19 protein-coding genes are annotated in these 20438 nt (G+C 72.5%); 9 read left to right on the forward strand and 10 right to left on the reverse strand.

The features are described 5' to 3' along the window. Window positions 1-18 precede the first annotated feature (18 nt). The 4 genes from DEJ25_RS02485 to DEJ25_RS02500 all read right to left on the reverse strand — a co-directional run bounded on the left by DEJ25_RS02485 (window position 19) and on the right by DEJ25_RS02500 (window position 4110). Entirely contained in the window at window positions 19-1317 is a 1299-nt protein-coding gene (locus DEJ25_RS02485) for a CynX/NimT family MFS transporter (RefSeq protein WP_111043651.1), read from the reverse strand. Further along, complete coding sequence (locus DEJ25_RS02490) at window positions 1314-1988, reverse strand: HAD hydrolase-like protein (RefSeq protein ID WP_111043652.1); 675 nt, start codon at window positions 1986-1988, stop codon at window positions 1314-1316. The genes DEJ25_RS02485 and DEJ25_RS02490 overlap by 4 nt, the downstream gene beginning before the upstream one ends. Window positions 1989-2050: 62 nt before the next feature. Then, entirely contained in the window at window positions 2051-2746 is a 696-nt protein-coding gene (gene nucS / locus DEJ25_RS02495; protein ID WP_111043653.1) for an endonuclease NucS, read from the reverse strand. A 44-nt stretch (window positions 2747-2790) separates the two neighbouring features. Next, complete coding sequence (locus DEJ25_RS02500) at window positions 2791-4110, reverse strand: MFS transporter (protein ID WP_111043654.1); 1320 nt, start codon at window positions 4108-4110, stop codon at window positions 2791-2793. Window positions 4111-4164: 54 nt separating this feature from the next. Here DEJ25_RS02500 and DEJ25_RS02505 point away from each other — a divergent pair, with 54 nt between their 5' ends. Continuing rightward, a complete protein-coding gene (locus tag DEJ25_RS02505; protein WP_111043655.1) occupies window positions 4165-5340 on the forward strand; it encodes a LacI family DNA-binding transcriptional regulator in 1176 nt (391 codons plus the stop codon). A gap of 265 nt (window positions 5341-5605) precedes the next feature. Next, window positions 5606-6247: a hypothetical protein gene (locus tag DEJ25_RS02510; RefSeq protein ID WP_110902957.1), complete on the forward strand. Its 642-nt coding sequence runs from the start codon at window positions 5606-5608 to the stop codon at window positions 6245-6247. 17 nt (window positions 6248-6264) lie between these two features. Here DEJ25_RS02510 and DEJ25_RS02515 read toward each other — a convergent pair whose 3' ends face one another. Continuing rightward, a complete protein-coding gene (locus DEJ25_RS02515; protein WP_220033151.1) occupies window positions 6265-7599 on the reverse strand; it encodes an MATE family efflux transporter in 1335 nt (444 codons plus the stop codon). A 32-nt stretch (window positions 7600-7631) separates the two neighbouring features. Between DEJ25_RS02515 and DEJ25_RS02520 the strand changes: the two genes are divergently transcribed. Beyond that, window positions 7632-8297, forward strand: a complete 666-nt coding sequence (locus DEJ25_RS02520; RefSeq protein ID WP_111043656.1) for a GAP family protein — start codon at window positions 7632-7634, stop codon at window positions 8295-8297. A gap of 58 nt (window positions 8298-8355) precedes the next feature. Here DEJ25_RS02520 and DEJ25_RS02525 read toward each other — a convergent pair whose 3' ends face one another. Next, complete coding sequence (locus tag DEJ25_RS02525; RefSeq protein WP_111043657.1) at window positions 8356-9708, reverse strand: uracil-xanthine permease family protein; 1353 nt, start codon at window positions 9706-9708, stop codon at window positions 8356-8358. Between the two features lie 114 nt (window positions 9709-9822). On the opposite strand from DEJ25_RS02525, the gene DEJ25_RS02530 reads away from it, so the two are divergent. From DEJ25_RS02530 to DEJ25_RS02540, 3 genes are all read left to right on the forward strand, one after another. Continuing rightward, the gene (locus DEJ25_RS02530) at window positions 9823-11313 is read left to right on the forward strand and encodes a hypothetical protein (RefSeq protein ID WP_146240600.1); all 1491 of its coding nucleotides are present in this window, start codon (window positions 9823-9825) and stop codon (window positions 11311-11313) included. 75 nt (window positions 11314-11388) lie between these two features. Then, a complete protein-coding gene (locus tag DEJ25_RS02535) occupies window positions 11389-13353 on the forward strand; it encodes a M13 family metallopeptidase (protein ID WP_110903011.1) in 1965 nt (654 codons plus the stop codon). After that, entirely contained in the window at window positions 13353-14336 is a 984-nt protein-coding gene (locus DEJ25_RS02540) for a serine hydrolase (RefSeq protein ID WP_111043659.1), read from the forward strand. Before DEJ25_RS02535 ends, DEJ25_RS02540 begins: the two co-directional genes overlap by 1 nt. Before the next feature lie 33 nt (window positions 14337-14369). Here the strand turns inward: DEJ25_RS02540 and DEJ25_RS02545 are convergent, their stop codons facing one another. Continuing rightward, window positions 14370-14873, reverse strand: coding sequence for a hypothetical protein (locus DEJ25_RS02545; RefSeq protein WP_110902962.1), 504 nt, complete (start codon window positions 14871-14873; stop codon window positions 14370-14372). A gap of 27 nt (window positions 14874-14900) precedes the next feature. Further along, on the reverse strand, window positions 14901-15644 hold the full coding sequence (locus DEJ25_RS02550; RefSeq protein WP_146240601.1) for a DUF4232 domain-containing protein: 744 nt from the start codon (window positions 15642-15644) through the stop codon (window positions 14901-14903). Between the two features lie 134 nt (window positions 15645-15778). Here DEJ25_RS02550 and DEJ25_RS02555 point away from each other — a divergent pair, with 134 nt between their 5' ends. Continuing rightward, window positions 15779-16054, forward strand: a complete 276-nt coding sequence (locus tag DEJ25_RS02555) for a hypothetical protein (RefSeq protein ID WP_146240602.1) — start codon at window positions 15779-15781, stop codon at window positions 16052-16054. Between the two features lie 19 nt (window positions 16055-16073). On the opposite strand, the gene DEJ25_RS02560 is transcribed toward DEJ25_RS02555, so the two are convergent. Further along, the gene (locus DEJ25_RS02560; protein WP_258366394.1) at window positions 16074-16481 is read right to left on the reverse strand and encodes an NUDIX domain-containing protein; all 408 of its coding nucleotides are present in this window, start codon (window positions 16479-16481) and stop codon (window positions 16074-16076) included. 35 nt (window positions 16482-16516) lie between these two features. Further along, window positions 16517-17812, reverse strand: coding sequence for a glutamyl-tRNA reductase (locus tag DEJ25_RS02565; RefSeq protein WP_111043662.1), 1296 nt, complete (start codon window positions 17810-17812; stop codon window positions 16517-16519). Window positions 17813-17886: 74 nt separating this feature from the next. Between DEJ25_RS02565 and hemE the strand changes: the two genes are divergently transcribed. Both hemE and DEJ25_RS02575 read left to right on the forward strand, forming a co-directional pair. After that, complete coding sequence (gene hemE / locus DEJ25_RS02570) at window positions 17887-19008, forward strand: uroporphyrinogen decarboxylase (RefSeq protein WP_111043663.1); 1122 nt, start codon at window positions 17887-17889, stop codon at window positions 19006-19008. After that, window positions 19005-20357, forward strand: a complete 1353-nt coding sequence (locus DEJ25_RS02575) for an NAD(P)/FAD-dependent oxidoreductase (RefSeq protein WP_111043664.1) — start codon at window positions 19005-19007, stop codon at window positions 20355-20357. The genes hemE and DEJ25_RS02575 overlap by 4 nt, the downstream gene beginning before the upstream one ends. The last annotated feature ends 81 nt before the right edge of the window (window positions 20358-20438 follow it).

The following is a 20438-nucleotide window of genomic DNA, read 5'->3' on the forward strand; positions in this document are numbered from 1 at the left end:
GGCGCTGACCGGCTCGGTTCAGCGCACCTTCCGCGCCGACACCGACCCGACCACGCCGAGCAGCAGCACGGCGACCAGGACGGTCAGCAGCGGAGCCGTCCAACCACCGGTCGCCCCGTGCAACGCACCCGCGACGAGGGGGCCGGCGGAACCGAGCAGGTACCCGCCGCCCTGCACGAACGCGGACATCCGGCGGGCGTCGTCGTCGTTCGACACCAGCCGCACGATGACGATGAAGATGATCGTGATGCCGCCACCCTGGGCCGCACCGCCCAGGACGGACCAGAGCAGCCAGAGCTGCGGGGCCACGAGGAGCCCGAGCGGCATCGCCAGCCAGAAGAACGCGACGAGGACGATGATGACCCGCGGCCGGAACCGGCTGGCGAGCACGGGGACCCCGAGCGCACCGACGACGGCCAGGATCTGGAACACCGACGAGCTCGCGCCCGAGGACGCCGTGTCGAAGCCGATCTCGTCGTGCAGCAGCGTCGGGATCCATGCCGTCAGCGCGTAGTACGAGAACGCCTGCCCACCGAACGCGAGCATGAGTCCCCATGTCACCCAGCGCTTGGCGGGGTGCGGCAGGGTCTCGATCACGGCAGCCCGTTGCTCGGCGACGGGCCGCAGCGACCCGGTGTCGAGCACCTGGTCGATCGGTCCGGTGACGGGCAACGGCTCCGAGTCGTGGTCGGTCCCGCGCCAGGCCGCACCGGCACCGACCGTGTAGGTCCACGCCGCCGCCGCGACGAGCGCCAGGACGCCCCACACCGCGATCGCGACCGGCCAGCCCCACGCGGCCGCGATGGGCGCGGTGCCGAGCGAGGTGATCATCGACCCGATGTTGAGCGCCGACGTGTAGACACCCGTGACCAGACCGACCCGTTCCGACGAGGTGTCGCGACGGATCACGACCGGGATCACCACGTTGCCGATCGTGATGCCGATGCCGATCACCGCGGTGCCGATGAGCAGGGCGGCCTCGTGCGGGACCGACCGGACGACGGTCCCGACCAGCACGATGAGCAGCGACAGTGACACCGCGCGCTCGGCGGTGAAGCGGGCGATCACCCAGCTGGCGAACGGTGTCGCGAGGGCGAAGCAGAGCACCGGGATCGTGGTGAGCAGGCCGGCGACCGTCGCGGTCATGCCGAGGTCGGCGCGGACGTCCCCGATCACCGGCGCCGGTGCCACGATCGGGCCGCGGAAGTTCAGCGCGACCAGGACGATCGCGGCCGGCAGCAGCCAGGCGGCGCCGCGCAGGCCCGTCTGCACGGTGCCGGACCTCCCCGTGCCGGACTTCCCCGTGCCAGACGTCATGCGCTCGGCAGCAGGATCGGCAGCAGGTCGAGCGGGGTCGCCGCCTGCGCGATGGTGCCCACGGCCTCGGCGGGCGAGCCGTAGCCCCACTCGGCGAAGACGGTCGGGACGCCGTGCGCCGCCGCGCCCTCGACGTCGTGCAGGCGGTCCCCGACGAGCACCGGGCGGGACACGTCGAAGCCGTGGGCACGCAGGCGGCGCAGCGCTTCCTCGACGACGTCAGCCTTGGCGGAGCGGACCTCGTCGTCGCTCGCGCCGGTGATGATGTCGATGTCCCCGGTCAGTCCGTAGTGCTCGAGGATGTACGTCGCCGGCGTCTCGGGCTTGCTCGTCGCGGTCGAGATCGGCACGCCGGCCTCGTGCAGGGTGTGCAGGACGACGTCGATGTCCGGGTACATCCGGCTGTCGAGGGCCCCGTGCGAGAAGTAGTGCTCGCGGTACACGGCGAGGGTGCGTTCGACCAGGGGTTCGTCCATGCCCATCGCGTCGCGGAACGTGTCGAGGATCGGGGGACCGACGAACGACAGCAGCGTCTCGTGGTCCGGCACCGGGACGCCGACCTGCTCGAACGTGTACGTCAGGCTCTCGAGGATGCCCGGTGCCGAGTCGCTGATGGTGCCGTCGAGGTCGAACAGGACGGCGGTGAACGGACGCTCGGGGCTGTTTGTCATGACCTGCCAAGCCTAGCCGCGCCGGACGGGACGACCGAGGAGGCGGTGGTCCGCGCCTCCGGTCAGAACAGGCGGGCGTGCCCGCCGTCGATGCCGCGCATCTCGTCGTAGTCCAGGACCAGGCAGCGGATCCCGCGGTCCTCGGCCAGGGTGCGCGCCTGCGGGGCGAACGACTGCGCTGCGAGGACACCCTGCACCGGACGCAGGTGCGGGTCGCGGTTCATCAGCTCGAGGTAGCGGGTGAGCTGCTCGACCGCGTCGATGTTGGCGTTCCGCTTCATCTCGACCGCGACGCTCGCACCGGCGTCGTCCCGCGCCAGGATGTCGACCGGTCCGATGGCCGTCATGTACTCGCGGCGGACCAGCGTGTGGCCGTCGCCCAGGAGCTCGATCTGCTCGGCGAGGAGCTGCTGCAGATGTGCCTCGACCCCGTCCTTCACCAGACCGGGGTCGACCCCCAGGTCGTGGGACTCGTCGGCGAACACCTGGTGGATGCTGACGATCAGACGGTCCTGCGTCTTCTTCTGCGTCACCGTCCACACCTGGGTGATGCCGGCGGCGGCCTGGTCCTCGTCGGGCTCCGCGATGGCGATCGAGCACGGCGGGCTCATCCAGTTGAGCGGCTTGTAGCTGCCGCCGTCGGAGTGGACGAGCAGCGAACCGTCGGCCTTCAGCATGAGCAGGCGGTTCGCGAGGGGCAGGTGTGCCGACAGGCGACCGGCGTAGTCGACGGAGCAGCGGGCGATGACGAGACGCACCCGGAGAGCCTAACCGGGATCGCGTGCCCCCCGGCGGGTCGCGGTCAGCTGCGGTCGGTGTCGGCGGTCGCGGTGGCGTCGCGCTCCGCGTCTGCTCCGGACTGGAGGCGCGGCTCGCCACCCTTGTGCGCGTCACCCGACGGGGTGGTCGCCGCGGCACCGGCACCGGTCCGCTCGCGCGCTGCACCGGAGGCGAGGCCCGCCGCGATGATGAACACGAACACGATGAGCAGCCCGTTGAGGAGACCCACGTGCTCGCCCGCGAACCCGATGATCGGCGGCCCGGCGAGGAACGCCACGTACCCGATGGTCGCGACCGCGCTGACCTTGGCAGCCGCGGTGCGGGGATCGTCGGCGGCGGCGGACATGCCCATCGGGAACCCGAGCGACGCCCCGAGCCCCCAGAGCACGACGCCGACGATCGCGATCGGGACGCTCGGTACGAAGATGAGCATGCCGAGGCCGACCACGGCGACGACGGCGCTGGCGCGGAGCACCGGCACCCGGCCGAACCGGTCGATGAGCGGGCTGCCGGCGATCCGACCGGCGGTCATGGCGGCGAGGAACACCGCGAGGACCGCGGAACCGCCGTCGTTCGCCAGGCCGTGCCCGTCGATCATGGCGAGGGGCAGCCAGTCGTTCGCGGAACCCTCGGCCAGGGCCATGCCGAGGACGATGACCCCGATGAGCAGGGTCGACGGCTGCCGCCAGACGGCCCAGCGGGAGACCGGCAGGGCGACGGGACTGGTGTCGGTGGCCTCGGGCTCGACGTGGCGGTCGTCGCCGAACCAGCGGATGGCGACGATCATCGCCAGGCTGGTGAGCACGCCGACGACGATGAAGTGCACCGCGACGGGGACCTCGAACCGTTCGGCGAGCGAGCCGATGCCCGCGCCGGCGAGCGTGCCGACGCTGAACGCGGCGTGGAACAGCGGCATGATCGTCCGGCCGCCCAGGCGCTCGGCCGTCGCGCCGGCCACGTTCATCGACACGTCGCACAGCCCGTTGCCGAAGCCGAACGCGATGAGGCAGACCCAGATCGCGGCGAAGCCCCAGCCGAGCGTCACGGCGACGCCCGCGGTGACCATGCCGAGCGCCAGGCACGCCGACGCGACGAGCACCCCGCGGCGGGCGCCCAGGCGGGCGACGATGTGGCCGGCGAAGGTGAGCCCGCCGATCGAGCCGACGGACATGCCGAGGACCAGGAGGCCCATCGTGAAGGTGGAGGCGTCGAGGGAGTCCCGGACGCTCGGTACACGGCCGAGCCAGGTGGCGATGTCGAGCCCGGAGAGCGTGAACACCACGAACACCGCGTTGCGCCAGGCGCGCGTCGTCGGTGCGCTGCGGGTGGTGGCCGTCGTCATGGTCCTGTCCGATCGAATCGATTCGAGCTGGTGTTCCCGTTACGCTAGCCAGCGATGGACGAGACGGCAAGCGAACCGGGCGAGTCGGATGACCGCGCCCCGGTGTCCCGCGCGTCCCGACCGGGCGGGGCCGGACCGGCGGCCGGTGCTGCCCGCACGGGGCGTGCCTCCCGGCCGACGCTGGCAGCCGTCGCCCGCGCTGCCGGTGTCGCCCCGTCGACCGCGTCCCTCGCGTTCAGCGGCAGCGGACCCGTGTCCGAGGACACCCGACAGCGGATCCTCGCCGTGGCCGCCGAACTCGGGTACGACGGTCCGGACCCCCGAGCCCGCTCGCTGCGCCGTGGGCGTTCCGGCGTCATCGGCGTCGTCCTCGACGACCGCCTGAGCGACGCCTTCCGCGACCCCGCCAACATCCTCACGCTCGACGGCATCGCCGAGGTCGCCGGCGCCGCCGGGGTGTCGCTGCTGCTCGTGCGGAGCCCGCTCGACGACGAACGCGGGATGGCCCCGCTCGTCGACGCACCGATGGACGCCGTCATCCTGATCGGCTGCAACGTGCGGATCGACCCCGCCGTAGCCGTCCTCCGACGTCGGGCGATCCCCGTCGTCGCGATCGAGGCGGACGCGATCGAGGGGGCCGTCCCGGTGCACCTCGACAACCGCGAGGGCTCACGCCGTGCCGCCGAGTACCTCCGGGAACTCGGCCACCGCGCGGTCACCGTCGTCACCCTGCCCCTCGACAGCGCGCGCGAACGCGGCCCGGTCGACGAGGCCCGCGAATGCTCGTCCTCGGCGTTCACCACCATGGAGCGACTCCGCGGGGTCCGCGACGTCTACCCGGAGGCACCGGCCATCGCGGCCGGCGGGAGTTCGGTGGAGGAGGGCCGCATCGCCGGCGCAGCGCTCTTCACCTCGGGGGCCGAGGCACCGACGGCGGTCGTCGCGCAGAGCGACCTGCTCGCCGTCGGGGTGATCTCGGCGGCGCTCGAGGCCGGACTCCGCGTGCCCGAGGACGTCAGCGTCGTGGGGTTCGACGGCATCCAGGTGGACGACAGCCTGCTGCACCGCTCCCCGATCCGGCAGCTGACCACGCTCGTGCAGCCGTTCGTGCCCAAGGGCGAGGCCGCCGCACGGGCCGCGCTCGCCATGCTCGAGGGGGAGTCGCCGGAGCCGGCCTCGTTCCGGTCCGAGCTGCGGATCGGGGACACCACGGCGGTGCCGCGGGCGTAGGGCCGGCCGGCTGCGTCGTCTTCGTCGTCGCGGTCGTCGCGCCTGCGGGTTCCGTCCGGCTGCGCCCAACAGGAGCCGGTCTGAACCACGGGAAGCAGTGGTTCGGACGGGATCGGGCCGCGCGGGTCCAGCCCGAACCACCGGCACGGTCCGGTCCAGGAGCGTCGGCCGGGAGGCGCGGCGCCGGCTGGCCAGGCGCCTCCGGTCCGGCTGTGGCCGGTCGGGCACCGCACCGGTGTCGCTGAGGCTGTGGTTGGTTGGGGTCGTGACCACCATCCCGGCCGCCGGTGCGGCGTCGAAACCGAACGGTGCCCTCGACGAGGCCACCCGCCGGGCCGAGCGGCTCGCGGAGCACGGGCCGACCGTCCGCGGGCCGTCGGTGACCGCCTCGCTGGCGGTTATCTCCGTGTTCATGACCGTCGTCGTGCCCGTCCTGGTGTTCGGCGGGCCCTGGTGGTCCGGTCCGGTCGTCGTCGCGGTGGTCGGCATGGTGCTCGCCATCCGCGCCTGGGTCGTCGGACGTCGACACCACACCCTGCAGCCGTTCCGCATCGCGACCGAGGAGCGTCCGTTCTCGGTCCTCGATCGAACGCAGCGACGACTGCTCTGGCGTCACATCACCGGTCGGGCATCGGCGACGGCGGACACCGCGCCGCTCGTGCGCGCCTTCCTGGGTTGGCAGCGGCGGTCTTCACGGGGAGCCGTGCCGAGTCTCATCGCACTCGGGGTCGTCATGCTCGGATCCGCCTGGGCGATCGCGCTGTCGTCGGGCGAGGTGCTCCTCCTGGTGCTCCTGCTCGTCGTGGCGGTCTTCATCGGCGTCATGACCACGCTCGAGTCGCGCCGTCGGGAACGGGTGCTCCGGTCGTTGCCCGATCCGCAGGCGGCGCCGCGCAACCAGGACTGACGAACGGTACGCCCGGGTCAGCGGGCGAGCGCCGCCGCGATCCACCTCGGCCGGTGCGCCCGTACCCCGAGCGTCACCGCCCGCAGCCCGATGTAGCCGAACGAGAAGACAGCCCAGAGTCCCGCAAGTCCGTCCCCGAGCCACCAGAGCAGCGGCAGGTACACGACCAGGTTCACCACACCGACCAGGGCCAGGTACCGGGCGTCACCGGCACCGATGAGCACCCCGTCGAGGACGAACACGTACCCGGCGATCGGCAGCCCAGCCGCGATGAGGACCAGGACCAGGGGCAACGCGGACCGAACCTGCTCCGAGTCGGAGAACACCGGCCCGAGCAGGCCGCTCGCGGCCAGTGTCAGCGCACCGAGCAGGACGCCACCGGCGATGCCGAGGACCACGAGCCTCCCGGTCACCAGGCGCACCCGATCGGCGTCCCGTGCACCGAGCGCGTGGCCGACGAGGGCCTGCCCGGCGATCGCCAGCGCGTCGAGCGCGAAGGCGAGCGTGCTGAAGACCGTCAGGCCGATCTGCGTCGTCGCCAACCCGATGGTGCCGAGACCGGTCGCGGCGGCGATCGTGGCGAGCATCGCGACGCGCAGTGACGCGGTGCGCAGGAACAGCCACGCCCCGGACCGCAGCGCCCGGACCACGCCGGACGCTCCCGGCCGCAACGGAGCGCCGGACGCCCGCGCGGCCCGGACCGCGATGACGACGTACACGGCTGCCATCGCCCACTGCACGACGACGGTCCCGGACGCCGACCCCGCGACCCCCCAGCCGAGGCCGTAGATGAGCAGCGCATTGAGCAGCCCGTTGGCGATGAAGCCGACGGTCGCGACGACGAGGGGTGTCCGGGTGTCCTGCAGCCCCCTGAGCAGGCCCGTCGAGGCGGTGACGACCAGGATGCCGGGCAGCCCGATCAGGGAGACGAGCAGGTACGCGGTCGCTGCGTCCGACACCTCGGGGGCGGCGCCGAACACGTCGATGAGCGGGCCAGCGACCGGCCAGCCGACCAGTGCCAGGACGACACCGAGGCCGAGCGCGAGCCACATCCCGTCGATGCCCGCATGGACCGCACCGCGGCGGTCGCCGGAACCGAGGGCGCGGGCGACGGCCGGGGTGGTGGCGTAGGCCAGGAAGACCAGGAGGCCCGTGACCGTCTGCAGGACCGCGCTCGCCACGCCGACTGCGGCGAGTGACGACGCACCGAGGTGCCCGACGAGGGCGGTGTCGGTGAGCAGGAAGAGCGGCTCGACGACGAGCGCCCCGAGCGCGGGCAGCGCGAGCCGGACGATGTCGCGGTCGACGGCACGGCGGAGCCGACGGGGCTCGGTCTCGGACGCGGTGGGCACCAGGACATCCTGCCAATGGCTACGGTCGAGGGGTGGACGTCGTCGCACTGGTCCCCGCCGTGGTGGGGATCGCACTGAGTCCGCTCGTGATCGCCTCGGTCGTGTTCCTGCTCGGCCATCGCGGTGGGTATGTTTCCGCGGCGGCGTGTGCCACCGGATGGGTCCTCAGTGTCGCGGTGGCGCTCGTCGTGGCTGTCCTGCTCGGTGAGCGGCTGCCGGCTCCCTCGGACGGTGGGACCGACGTCCGAGCGGTGGTCGAGGTGGTCGCCGGCGTGCTGCTCCTCGGCCTCGCGGTGTGGCAGTGGACCGTCCGTCGGCTGCCCGACGGTCGACCGAGGAGCGCCGGTTGGTCGGACCTGATGGCGTCGATCGGGCCCGCCCGCGCCTTCGCCGTCGGCGTGGCCTGGTTCGCGACGAACCCGAAGGCGGTGGTGCTGTCGCTGACGGCCGGTCTGGTGGTGGGCGACTCGGATCCGTCGGTCGCGGCCATGGTCGGAACGGGCACCGCCTACGTGGTGTTCGCGGGGTCCACCGCCGTGCTGCCGATCGCGGTCACGGCCGCACTCGGGCACCGAGCTGAGCCGATCCTCGCGGTGACGAGGCGGTTCATCGCACAGCGTGGCTCGGTCGCCCTCGTCGTCGTCCTCGTGGTGCTCGGACTGGTCCAGTTCGTGACGGGCGTCGTCGCGCTGCTCTGAACCGTCTTGCTGTTCTGGTCCGTTGTCGGCGGACCGGGTCCTCGTCGACGGTTGCGGGTCAGTCGCGTTCCGCCGCGCCGACCCGCGGCTCGACGGGGACCCCGCCGGTTGCCGCGCGCTCGTCGTCGGTCGCCGGGGGCGTCACCGGGTCGGTGCCGCGCGCACGACCGATCAAGTCCATCAGGTGGTACACCACGATCGCCGCGATGGTGCCGATGATGATGCCGCCGAACGTGGCGCCACCGAGCGTGAACGTGAAGTCCGCGATGCCCATGATGAGCGCGACGCCCGCCGTCAGCTGGTTCTTCGGCTTGGCGAAGTCGACGCGGTTCTCCACCCAGATCCGGATGCCGATCACGCCGATGAGACCGTAGAGCGCCGTGGTCGCACCACCGAGGACGCCGGCGGGGACGGTCGAGATGACCGCACCGATCTTCGGCGAGAGCCCGAGCAGGACCGCGACGATCGCCGCGACCCAGTACGCCGCCGTCGAGAACACCCGGGTCGCCGCCATCACACCGATGTTCTCGCCGTACGTGGTGGTCGCCGAACCGCCGCCGACCCCCGCCAGCACGGTCGAGATGCCGTCCGCGAAGAGGGCACGCCCGGTCAGGGGCGTCAGGTCGCGGCCGGTGAGCTGCCCGACGCCCTTGACGTGCCCGACGTTCTCGGCGACGAGGGCCAGGACCACGGGCAGGAACCCGAGGTAGACGGCCATCTGCGACGGGTCGAAGGCTGGCGCGGTGAAGGTCGGTAGGCCCACCCAGTCCGCCTTCTCGATCGCGCTGAGGTCGACCTGACCGGCGACGAGGGCGGCCGCGTAGCCGACGACCACCCCGACGACGATCGACAGGCGTCCGACCAGGCCCTTGAAGAGCACGGTGCACAGGACGATCGCGGCGAGGGTGATGACCGCCACGACCGGGGCCTTCGTGAAGTTGTCGCGCGCGGCCGGAGCCAGGTTGAACCCGATCAGGGCGACGATCGCACCCGAGACCACCGGTGGCATGAGCCGGTCGATCCACCCGGCGCCGGCCAGGTGCACGACGAGGCCCACGACGGCGAGCAGCGCGCCGACGACGATGATGCCGGACAGTGCGAGCGGGATCCCGCCGATCTCCGTCGCGGCCCCGATCGGCGCGAGGAAGGCGAACGACGACCCGAGGTAGCTCGGCAGGCGGTTGCCGGTGACGAGCAGGAACAGGATGGTGCCGATGCCGCTGAACAGCAGCGTGGTCGACGGCGGGAACCCGGTGATCAGCGGCACGAGGAACGTGGCGCCGAACATCGCGACGACGTGCTGCACCCCGAGCCCGATGGTGCGGGGCCAGGTGAGGCGCTCGTCCGGCGCCACGATCGTCGATGCGGAGACGGTGCGGCCGTCCCCGTGCAGCTTCCACGGAAGTCCCATGCGATGACCGTAGCGGGCACGCGGGACCATGTGACGACGGATGGGCTCCCTGTGGAGAACCCTGCCGTCGCCCTGCGACCTGGATATGGTGTGTGGAACATCACGAGGAGCACCATGTCGAACCATCTGCACCACCACGTCCTTGTCCCCCCGGTCGTCGCCGCGCTCGCCATCGGTGCCGTCATCGGCCTCCCGGTGCTCGCCGCGGACCCCGCCCTCGCTGCGGCCACCGACCGCCCCACGACCCGGGTCAGTGCTCCCAGGCCGGGATCGCCGTCGGACGGGACGCGCGCCGCCACGGGCGTCGACTTCACCGCCGGGGTCCGGTCGATCGCACACGGTGCCGGCATCGTGACCCTGACCAACTCCGTCCCCACCGGCACGAGCGTCGAGGTCAGCGGTGACGTCGTCGAGCCCGTGTGGGCCGAGGGCGACGCTGCGGGCCACTGGGAGGCGCAGGTCCGGGTCCGACCCGGTCAGCACGTCATCCGCGTCACGTCCCAGGTCTCCGGCCAGGCGGTCGACATCCCCGTCGAGCTGCTCATCCTGCTGCCACCGGACATGCTCGCGACCGTCGACGGCATCGCCCGGACGATCGACCTCGCCGGTTCCGGCCACCCCGGGGCGCACCTCGTGGTGCGGGCCGACGGGACGACCCGGGCCGAGACCGACGTCGCCGAGGACGGCACGTGGCACGTCCTGCTCCGTGACCTCGCCTTCGGCAGCCATCACGTCGAGGTCTCCCAGTACTTCGACGGCACGCGGAACGGGGGTGTCGACGACGTCTACGAGATCTCCGGTGCCCCGACGGTCGAGCGGGCACAGGCGTCCCGCCAGACCGAGCGCATCACACTCGCAGGCCGCGCACCGGCAGGCAGCACCCTGACGTTCGAGGACGCCCGTGGTCCGGTCACGGGCCCGGACGGCCAGCCGGTCGAGATCCGGGTCGGGGACGACACCTCGTGGCAGGTCACGCTCCCCATCCCGGACGACGTCCGGTTCGACGTCGTGACGGTCATCGCGCACGACGGCGGGCACGAACTCGGGCGGACGGACGCGCACGTCACGATCCCCCTCGCACTCACCGGCAGCGTGGAGGAGCTGGACGACGGCCGGATCCGCCTGAGCGGGACCGGTGAAGTCGGCGGCACGGTCACGCTCGAGGACGAGTCGGGAGCAGAACTCCGCGCTGCCGACGGGAAGCCGCTCCGCACCGGCATCGGCCGGAGCTGGGAACTGGTCGTCCCCCGCCACGACCTGCCCGCCGGGTCCGTGGTCGCCCGACAGCGGGTGCAGGACGTCGAGCAGGGCGCGCTCCGACTGGTGCTGCCCGGGCTGCCGGATCGGCCCGGAGCGGGCCACGGCAGCGGTACCGGAACGGGGGCGTCGGCCGGCGGTGGCATCGTCACGGGGACGGACACCCGGCACCCGACGGCTGCGCGGGTCCGGTCCGATGCTGCTCGACCCGGTACCGACGGTCGGCTCGCCTACACCGGTGCGGACATCGGGCGGCCGACCGCGGCAGCCGTCGCATCGCTCCTCAGCGGTGCGGCCGGACTGCCACTCGCCGCCTTCCTGCGCCGCCGGGCAGCCTCCCGCCGATGAGCGTCCCCGAGTGAGGTCAGGTCAGTGAACGAGTACCGGGTGGCGGACGAGGAGCCGGTGGCTATCGTGGGGAGCATGACCGACGTCGCAGGCACCACCGGAATCCGTACCGACGAACTCGACGAGTCGGTGCGACCGCAGGACGACCTCTACCGGCACGTCAACGGCAGGTGGATCGACCAGACGCCGATCCCGGACGACAAGGCCCGCTACGGCTCGTTCACCGTCCTGGCCGAGGAAGCCGAAGCCGCTGTGCGCACGATCATCGAGCGCGCACAGACCGCGGCGCCGGGCAGTGAGCAGCGCAAGGTCGGCGACCTCTTCACGTCCTTCACCGACGAGACGGCGCTCGAAGCACTCGGGTCCGCCCCGATCGAACCGCTCCTCGCCGACATCGCCGCGATCGAGGACAAGAACGACGTCCTCCGCATGGTCGGCCGCTTCGAACGACTCGGGCTGCCGAGCTTCATCCAGCTCTTCGTCGACAACGACCCGGGCGACCCGGACTCCTACATCGTGTTCCTCGAACAGTCCGGTCTCGGCCTGCCCGACGAGTCGTACTACCGCGAAGAGCGCTTCGCTGACATCCGCGAGAAGTACCGCGAGTTCGTGGGCTCGATGTTCCCGCTCGCCGGGTACGACGAGAGCGGCGACCGGACCGAGCACGTGATCGCACTCGAGACGGCGATCGCGTCGGCGCACTGGGACAACGTCGCGACCCGTGACAGCCAGAAGACGTACAACAAGCTGCCGTGGGACGAGGTCTCGGCGCTCGCCGAGGGCGTCGACCTGCGCCTCTGGTGGGACGCCATCGCGGCTCCCGCCGGCGCCTTCGACACGGTGGTGGTCCGCCAGCCGTCCTTCCTGACCGGCCTCGCCCAGCTGTTCCGCGAGCAGCCGCTGCCCGTCTGGAAGGACTGGCTCTGCTGGCAGGTGATCCGGGCCTCCGCCCCGTACCTGACGAGCGCGTTCTCGGCGACCAGCTTCTCGTTCTACGGCACCGCACTGACCGGTGCGCCGAAGCAGCGCGACCGTTGGAAGCGCGGGGTCTCCCTGGTCGAGGGTGCGATGGGCGAGGCGGTCGGACGCATCTACGTCGAGGAGCACTTCGACGAGACCTCGAAGGCGACGATGGACGACCTCGTCGCGAACCTGGTCGAGGCGTACCGCCGGAGCATCACGGGGCTCGAGTGGATGACCGACGAGACCCGGGCTCGCGCGCTCGACAAGCTCGAGAAGTTCACCCCGAAAATCGGCTACCCGGTGAAGTGGCGCGACTACAGCGCCCTGCCGGTCACCGCCGACGACCTGCTCGGCAACGTCCGCGCGATCGCGTCGTTCCAGGTCGACCGTGAACTCGGCAAGATCGGCAAGCCGATCGACCGCGACGAGTGGTTCATGACCCCGCAGACGATCAACGCGTACTACAACCCGGGTTTCAACGAGATCGTCTTCCCGGCCGCGATCCTGCAGTTCCCGTTCTTCGAGGCCACCCGTGACGCCGCCGCCAACTACGGTGCGATCGGTGCCGTCATCGGGCACGAGATCGGGCACGGCTTCGACGACCAGGGTTCGCAGTACGACGGCGACGGTCGCCTGCAGAACTGGTGGACCGAGGCCGACCGGCAGGCGTTCGAAGAGCGGACGAAGGCCCTCATCGCCCAGTACGACGCCCTGGTGCCGACCGAGGTGCCGGACGGCCACGTCAACGGTGCCCTCACCATCGGTGAGAACATCGGTGACCTCGGTGGCCTGTCGATCGCGTGGAAGGCCTACCTGATCTCCCTCGACGGTGCCGAGCCGCCGGTGATCGACGGCCTGACCGGAGCCGAGCGCTTCTTCCTCAGCTGGGCGCAGGCGTGGCGGATGGCGATCCGTCCGGAAGAAGCCGCTCGTCTGCTGAGCATCGACCCGCACTCGCCGAACGAGTTCCGCTGCAACCAGATCGTCCGCAACATCGACGTCTACTACGACACCTTCGACGTCTCGGACCGTGACGCGATGTACCTGGCCCCGGCCGAGCGCGTCGCCATCTGGTGATGACGGAGCCGGACGCGCCGCACTCGTCGCGCCGGCGCCGCCCCGGACGCCCCGCTGACGACGGCTCAACGGGGAACGGTCCCGTCGGCGGTGGTCGTGCCGGCGGTGGTGGTCGGAGCCGTGGGAAGCACCGTGGTGGGGCGGACGAGCGCTTCACGGCCACGACACAGGCACTGGGCACCATCGCGCAGGACGGCGCAGGGGTCAGCGCCTCCATCATCGACACCTCCACCGGTCGTGCACTGCTGGCGATCGACGACCGGTTGGTGCAACCGGTGTCCGGCCTGGGGCGCGTGCTGCTCCTCATCGAGGTCGCGGCGCAGCTCGAGGACGGTCGGCTGCACGGCGACCGGCTCCAGCGCATGGCCCGGGACACCGCGACGGGTGCCGGGCTGTGGCAGTTCCTGCAGGAGCCGACCATGCAGGTGTCGGACCTCGCCACCTTGGTCGGTGCGACCGCGGACGCCTGGGCGACGAACGCCCTGCTCACCACGGTCGGGATCGACGCAGTGCGTGCCCGTGCCGAGTCCCTCGGGGTCGAACGGTCCGCGCTGATCGACCGGGTGCGGGACCGCCGGGGCCCGGACGACGCCCCGGACGTCTCGGTTGCTGCGTCGGGAGAGCTCAGCTGGCTCTTCCGCGGGCTGGCGCTCGGTGAGGTCGTGGACCAGACGGTGTCGAACCGGGTCCTCGGGTGGTTGTCCCTGGCCGCGGACCTGTCGCTCGTCGCCGGGTCGTTCGGTCTCGATCCGTTGGCGCACCGGGCGCTCGACCACGGCCTCCAGTCCGTCGCCGTCACGGGATCCGGGCCGGGCATCCGGGCCGAGGCGGGCGTGCTCCGGGGGCCGGCGTCGTCGGTCTGCTACGCCGTCACGGTCCGGTTCGAGGACGACTCGCTGCAGCGGCGACTCGCGGTCGTCGAGGCGCTCCGCACGATGGGCACCGAGGTCCTCGAGGTCGTGCACACCCCGGCCGAGCGCTGAGCACTGCGCGCCGAGCGCTGAGCGCGGAGGCGTTCAGGACACCGAGTCCCGCCGTTGCCGGTCGTAGTCGCCGCGCATCCGCCATCCGGCCAGCACCCGGGTGACCGTCCCGTGGGGCGAGCGGGTGAGCACGGACCAGAGCCCGAGGACGACCAGGACGACGGGGACGGTCGCGACGGCGAGCACGATGCGCCGACGGACCTCGCCACCGTCGTCGAGCCAGCCGAGTCGCACGAGGTGCAGGACCCAGAAGGTGAGCGGCGAGACCACGACGATGATGCTGGTGCGCCAGTAGCGCCGGACGGCGTCGCGGAACCCGATGTCCAGGACCGCGCCCTCGGCGAGCTCGACCGTGTCCCCGACGGTGAAGGTGTGGGCTCCCGCGCGGATCACCGTGCGCTCGGCATCCGGGACGGCCCGCTGTCCGCGGCGCGGAGGCTGCCACCCGACGTCCTCCAGGTGCTCGACCTCGTCGTCGATGACGAACCACCCGCCCTCGAGGTCCTCGGGTCCGGTGACGATGCGGTGGCTGCTCACCCGCCCATCATCGCGGAACGGGGCCCCTCACTGCTGCTGCTGTCCCTCCGGCACGAACGCCCGCACCGACAGCAGTTGCGCCGACCGCTGCTGGCACGCGGTGTAGGCGGTGGAGGCGATGAACAGCGACTGCTTCGACCCCGGCGGGTAGACGCGGAACCCGTCGGGCTGCTGGGCGGTGCAGTCACCCGGCTGCAGGTTCTCGGCGCGGACGATCCGGAGCGGCGCGTACGCCGTCTGCCCGGCGGCCAGGGTGACGGTCGGACGTGCATCACTGCGGTCGAGCGTCGCCGATGCCCCGACCTGCGTGCCGTTCCCGTCGCCGACGAAGGACAGCCCCGGCCAGCCCTGCAGCGTGCACGACGCGCTGCCGGTGTTCCGCAGCGCCAGGTCCAGGTACACGCTGCCGGCCCCGCCGCCACCGCCGTCGACGATCGACCCGGTCAACGACGCCGCCGCGCAGGTCCGCGCTCCGGAGGCCGTGCCGCCGTCCGCCGGACCGGCCGCAGCGGCACCCGACGCACTCGACGCCGGGGTGGACGACGGCGCAGACGACGTCTTCGGCGCAGCGGACACCGGTGCAACGGACGACGAGGACGAGGACGAGGTGGAGGTCGTCGGTGCCGAGGACGCCCCACCGCCGTTCGACCCACCCGTGCACCCGGTCAACGCGAGGACGACCGCCCCGAGCACGCCCACCGTCCCCACCGTTCCCCGCAGCGACCGCCGTGCCGTCACCTGCGCGCTGGACCCTCGACTGCTCTGCCCCATGCCCGCCACACAACCACTTCCACCGTGGAACGGTCTCGCACGTCCTCCCACATCCGCACCGCCGTCCAGCGTCTTCGGGCAGGATCGGCATCGTGCACGTCGACGACGACGTGCGGACACGGAAGGACAGACCGATGGCAGCAGGCAAGCACGAAGCAGCACGCGGCGACGACGACCGGGCGGACGGCGTGGACGCACGCGCCGGCGAATTCGTGGACAGTGACATCCCCGGGGAGCACCGCGTCGCCGGGGACGAACCGGTCGGCGAGTTCGTGTCGAGTGACATCCCCGGCGAGGCCCGCCCGCAGCCGGACGACGAGACCGGCGAGTACGTCGAGTCGGACATCCCCGGTGAGCGGCAGCCGGCCGGTCCCGAGGAGACCGGGCACTACACCGACCGCGACCAGTAACGGTCACCCGACCGGTCGGTCAGTCGACCAGTCCCGCCCGCGTCAGCAGGCGGAGCGTCTCGACCCCGGCCGGCGGGCAGCGTCCGGCGTCGTCGGAGGTGACCCACTCCACCTCGTCGACCTCTGCAGAGGCGACGGGCGTGGCGGAGTCGAGCGCGCCTCCCGGCCGTGCCAGGAACAGGGTCATCGCGACGATCGTGCCGGGTGCCTGCCCGTGCGCCGGTTCGGTGACGACCGCGAACTCGTCGACGTCGTCCGCGGTGAGGCGCAGGCCGGTCTCCTCGTACGCCTCGCGCACGGCGGCGTCGACGGCGGTCTCGCCGGGCTCGACCTTGCCACCCGGCAAGTACAGGACGTCACGTCCGCGGGCGCGCACCATGAGCACCCGTCGGTCGCGGACCAGCAGGAGCGCACTGACGTCCAACACGGGTACGGCCGGGAGGCCCGCACCCCCCGAGCCGGTCAGCTCGCGTCCGCCTCGTCGTCGCGCACACGCGCGGCCAGCGGCACGACCGGGGACGGCACGTCCGCCACGGGTTCCGGGCGCACCCCGAAGAGCGCGTCGAGCGCCCCGGTGAAGTCGTCGCCACGACCGGCTCGGCCGAGTTCGCGTGCCCGGACGGAGGGGCGGTGCAGCAGCACGCCGACCAGGTGCCGGAGCGCCCGCTCGGTCTGTTCCGCGGACTCGGGCGTGGTGTCACCGCGACGCTTCACGCGGTCGATCTCGTCGTCGAGGATGTCGAACACGTGCTTGCGCAGCGCGACGAGCGCCGGGGTGGTCGACTGCTCGAGCGCCTGCGCGCGGAACCGCGAGACCGCGTCGTCGACGATCGCGCGCGCCTCGGTCTCGGCGTTGAGTTCGGCGATGGGGGCATGGATGCTGATCGTCTCGAGGTCGAGCAGCTCGACGCCCTCGACGTCGGCGGCGTCGGGGTGCACGTTGCGGGGGAGCCCGAGGTCGATGACGATCCGTCGGGCGCCGTCGTCCAGGTCGCAGGCCTCGACGACCGGGACCTCGCTCGACGTGCAGGTGATGACGACGTCGCTCGTGCCGATCGCGGTGCGCAGGTCGGTGGCGGCGACCAGGTCGTGCTTCGCGGCGAACCAGGGGGCACGGCCGGACGGCGAGAAGACCTGGATCTGCTGGGCACCACGGTCGCGGAGGGCGGCGATGGTGGTCGCGGCGTAGCTGCCGGTGCCGACGAGGAGCACGCGGGTGGTGGCCCAGTCGGTGAGGCGCGAGGAGGCGAGCTCGAGTCCGAGTCGGACGAGCGACCGGCCGGCGGCGCCGATGCGGGTGCGGGTCTTGACCCCGCGGGAGGTGTGGGCGGCCTCCTGGAAGAGGCGCTCGAGCTCCGAGGTGGTGGTGCCGTTCCGGCGGGCGTCCTCGAGGGCCCGTCGGACCTGACCGGAGATCTCGGTCTCGCCGACGACGACGGACTCGAGTCCGCTCGACACGGCGAAGAGGTGCTGTACGACGTCGCCGCCGCCGAGGACCTGCACGGAGTCGAGGACCTCGTCCGCCTGCAGGTCGCTCGCTGCCGAGACGGCCTCCACCGTGGCGCGGACCGCTGCGTCGTCGTCGCCGGCGATGTCGAGGTAGGCCTCGAACCGGTTGCACGTGGCGAGGACCACGGCGCCGTCGAGCACGTCCGAGTCCGTGACGAGGCGGCTGGCGGCCGCGGGTGCTCTGATGCTCAGACGCTCCAGGAGGTCGAAGCTGGCGTTGCGATGCGACGCCGTGAGACAGATGAGCACGTGTTCAATGGTAACCCCGCCGTCCCGAGCGCCAGATCGGAGAACGGCCCTGTTCGCGGTGCGAGAATCGTCCGGTGACCGACGCGCTCCCTGCCACCCATCCGCTCGCCGACGGACGCACCGCGGGCTCCCGGCTCGTCCGGGCACTCCGGGGCGACCGACCGGAGACGCTGCCGGTCTGGTTCATGCGCCAGGCGGGCCGGTCGCTGCCCGAGTACCGGGAGCTCCGGGTCGGGACGGCGATGCTCGACGCGTGCCTGGACCCGGCCCTGGCGTCCGAGATCACCCTGCAGCCGGTGCGTCGGCACGGGGTCGACGCCGGCATCTTCTTCAGCGACATCGTCGTGCCGATCAAGCTCGCCGGCGTGGACGTCGAGATCGTCCCGGGCCGCGGCCCCGTCCTCGGTTCCCCGGTCCGGACCGCGGCGGACGTCGACGCCCTGGGTCGGCTCGAGCCGGAGGCCCTGGCGCCGATCTCCGAGGCCGTCGCCCGCACCGTCGCCGAGCTGGGCAGCACGCCGCTCATCGGGTTCGCCGGCGCACCCTTCACCCTCGCCGCCTACCTGGTCGAGGGTGGGCCGTCGAAGGACCACCTCCGTGCCCGGACGATGATGCACGCCGACCCGGAGACCTGGTCGCGGCTGCTGGACTGGGCGGCCGACGTGTCGGGGGCGTTCCTCCGCGCACAGGTCCTCGCCGGTGCCTCGGCCGCGCAGCTGTTCGACTCGTGGGTCGGCTCGCTGTCTCGGGCGGACTACGTCGAGCGGGTCGCACCGCACTCGGCGACGGCGCTGTCCCACGTCGCGGACCTCGGCGTCCCGCGCATCCACTTCGGCGTCGGCAGCGGCGAGGTCCTGGCGGACATGGCGACGGTCGGCGGCCACGCGGACGCCGTCGACGCGGTGGGGGTGGACTGGCGCCTGCCCCTCGACGAGGCCGTGCAGCGCGTCGGCACCGGCGTCACCGTGCAGGGCAACATCGACCCGGCGATGCTCGCGGCCCCGTGGGAGGTCCTCGAAGCACACGTCCGTGCGGTCGTCCGCCGAGGCGGGGTCGCTCGGGCGCACGTCGTGAACCTCGGGCACGGGGTGCCGCCGGAGACCGACCCGGCGGTGCTCACCCGCGTCGTCGAACTCGTGCACTCGCTGGGCGACGGGACCGACGGGACCGACGGGGCCGGGAGCGCCGGGGCATGACCGACGTCGTCGTGGTCGGCGGCGGGGTCGCCGGGCTCGTCGCGGCGCGCGACCTGACGAAGGGCGGCGCGCACGTGGTGCTGCTCGAGGCCTCCGGCGCGCTCGGCGGCATGATCCGCCGGCACACCGTCGCCGGGCTCGACCTCGACATGGCGGCGGACTCGTTCGCGACCCGGACGGACGCCGTGTCCTCGCTGGCGATCGAACTGGGCCTCGGCAACGACATCGTCTCGCCGGACCCCCGGGGTGCGTGGCTGATGACCCGCGACGGCCGCACCGCCCCCATCCCCTCGACCGGGCTGCTCGGGATCCCGGGCACCCCGATGGCCGCCGACGTCATCGCGGTCGTCGGCGGCGCCGGGGCCCTCCGTGCGCAGATGGACGCCCTGCTGCCCTCGCCCGTCGGCGCGCGGGCGACGTCGCTCGGCGCGATGGTCCGACGCCGGATGGGCGCGAAGGTGCTCGACGACCTCGTGGTGCCGGTCGTCGCGGGCGTGCACTCCACGCACCCGGACGACCTGGACCCCGACCGTGTGGCGCCCGGACTGCGCGCGGCACTGCAGCGGGAGGGGTCGCTCGCCCGAGCCGTGCTCGCACTCCGGAAGCGGGCCGTCGCGGGCTCGGCGGTGCAGGGCCTCCGTGGCGGCATCGCCCGACTGGTCGACGAGCTCGTCGCAGACCTCGACACGTACCGGGTCGACGTCCGGCTGCACACCCGGGTGACGCGCGTCGAGCGGGCGGCGGTCGAGGCCACCTCCGCCGACGGCCGGATCGAACGACTGGCCGCCGACCACGTGTTCGCGACCGTGGCCGACCCCGCCCGTGTCGCCGCGCCGCGACGGTCCGGCATCGAGCTCGTCACACTCGTGGTCGACCGGCCCGAGTTGGACGCCGCCCCGCGCGGCACCGGCATGCTCGTGCACCCGGCGGCGGTCGGCGTCGCCGCGAAGGCGCTGACGCACGCGACGGTGAAGTGGCCGTGGCTGGCGGAGCAGGCGGCCGGGAGGCACGTGCTGCGTCTCAGCTACGCCCTGCCCCCGGCAGGTGCCGCCCAGGCGACCGGCGCTGCCGACGCGACGGACGCTGACCAGGTCGCCACGAGCCTCCCGGTCGACCCGGCCGGACCGGTCAGCGTCCGCGCGACCACCGATGCGTCCGCCCTGCTCGGCCTGGAGGTCGGGCCGGAGCACGTCGTCGGTGCCGCTCGCGTGCTGTGGCACGGGCCGGACGCCGAGGCCGCCGGACTGGCCGAGGGGGTCGTCGGCATCGGCGAGGCGTCGTCCGGGCGGGGCCTCTCGGGCATCGTGACGGCGGCCCGTGCCGCGGCTGAGCGCATCCTGGATTCCTGAGCGGACCGCTGATGCCCCGAGGGCTACTGTTGGGGGAACCGTCGGACACATGCCGATCGGTGCATGACCCCGCAACGGTGC

It is taken from the genome of Curtobacterium sp. MCPF17_011 (assembly GCF_003234145.1).
In the GTDB taxonomy this organism is placed as follows: Bacteria; Actinomycetota; Actinomycetes; order Actinomycetales; family Microbacteriaceae; genus Curtobacterium.

Bases quoted from the DNA above. Each gene is read 5' to 3' on its own strand.
- DEJ25_RS02485 (WP_111043651.1), bottom strand. From the start codon at position 1,317: ATGACGTCTGGCACGGGGAAGTCCGGCACGGGGAGGTCCGGCACCGTG.
- DEJ25_RS02490 (WP_111043652.1), bottom strand. From the start codon at position 1,988: ATGACAAACAGCCCCGAGCGTCCGTTCACCGCCGTCCTGTTCGACCTC.
- DEJ25_RS02500 (WP_111043654.1), bottom strand. From the start codon at position 4,110: ATGACGACGGCCACCACCCGCAGCGCACCGACGACGCGCGCCTGGCGC.
- DEJ25_RS02505 (WP_111043655.1), top strand. From the start codon at position 4,165: ATGGACGAGACGGCAAGCGAACCGGGCGAGTCGGATGACCGCGCCCCG.
- DEJ25_RS02525 (WP_111043657.1), bottom strand. From the start codon at position 9,708: ATGGGACTTCCGTGGAAGCTGCACGGGGACGGCCGCACCGTCTCCGCA.
- DEJ25_RS02530 (WP_146240600.1), top strand. From the start codon at position 9,823: ATGTCGAACCATCTGCACCACCACGTCCTTGTCCCCCCGGTCGTCGCC.
- DEJ25_RS02535 (WP_110903011.1), top strand. From the start codon at position 11,389: ATGACCGACGTCGCAGGCACCACCGGAATCCGTACCGACGAACTCGAC.
- DEJ25_RS02540 (WP_111043659.1), top strand. From the start codon at position 13,353: ATGACGGAGCCGGACGCGCCGCACTCGTCGCGCCGGCGCCGCCCCGGA.
- DEJ25_RS02550 (WP_146240601.1), bottom strand. From the start codon at position 15,644: ATGGGGCAGAGCAGTCGAGGGTCCAGCGCGCAGGTGACGGCACGGCGG.
- DEJ25_RS02555 (WP_146240602.1), top strand. From the start codon at position 15,779: ATGGCAGCAGGCAAGCACGAAGCAGCACGCGGCGACGACGACCGGGCG.
- DEJ25_RS02575 (WP_111043664.1), top strand. From the start codon at position 19,005: ATGACCGACGTCGTCGTGGTCGGCGGCGGGGTCGCCGGGCTCGTCGCG.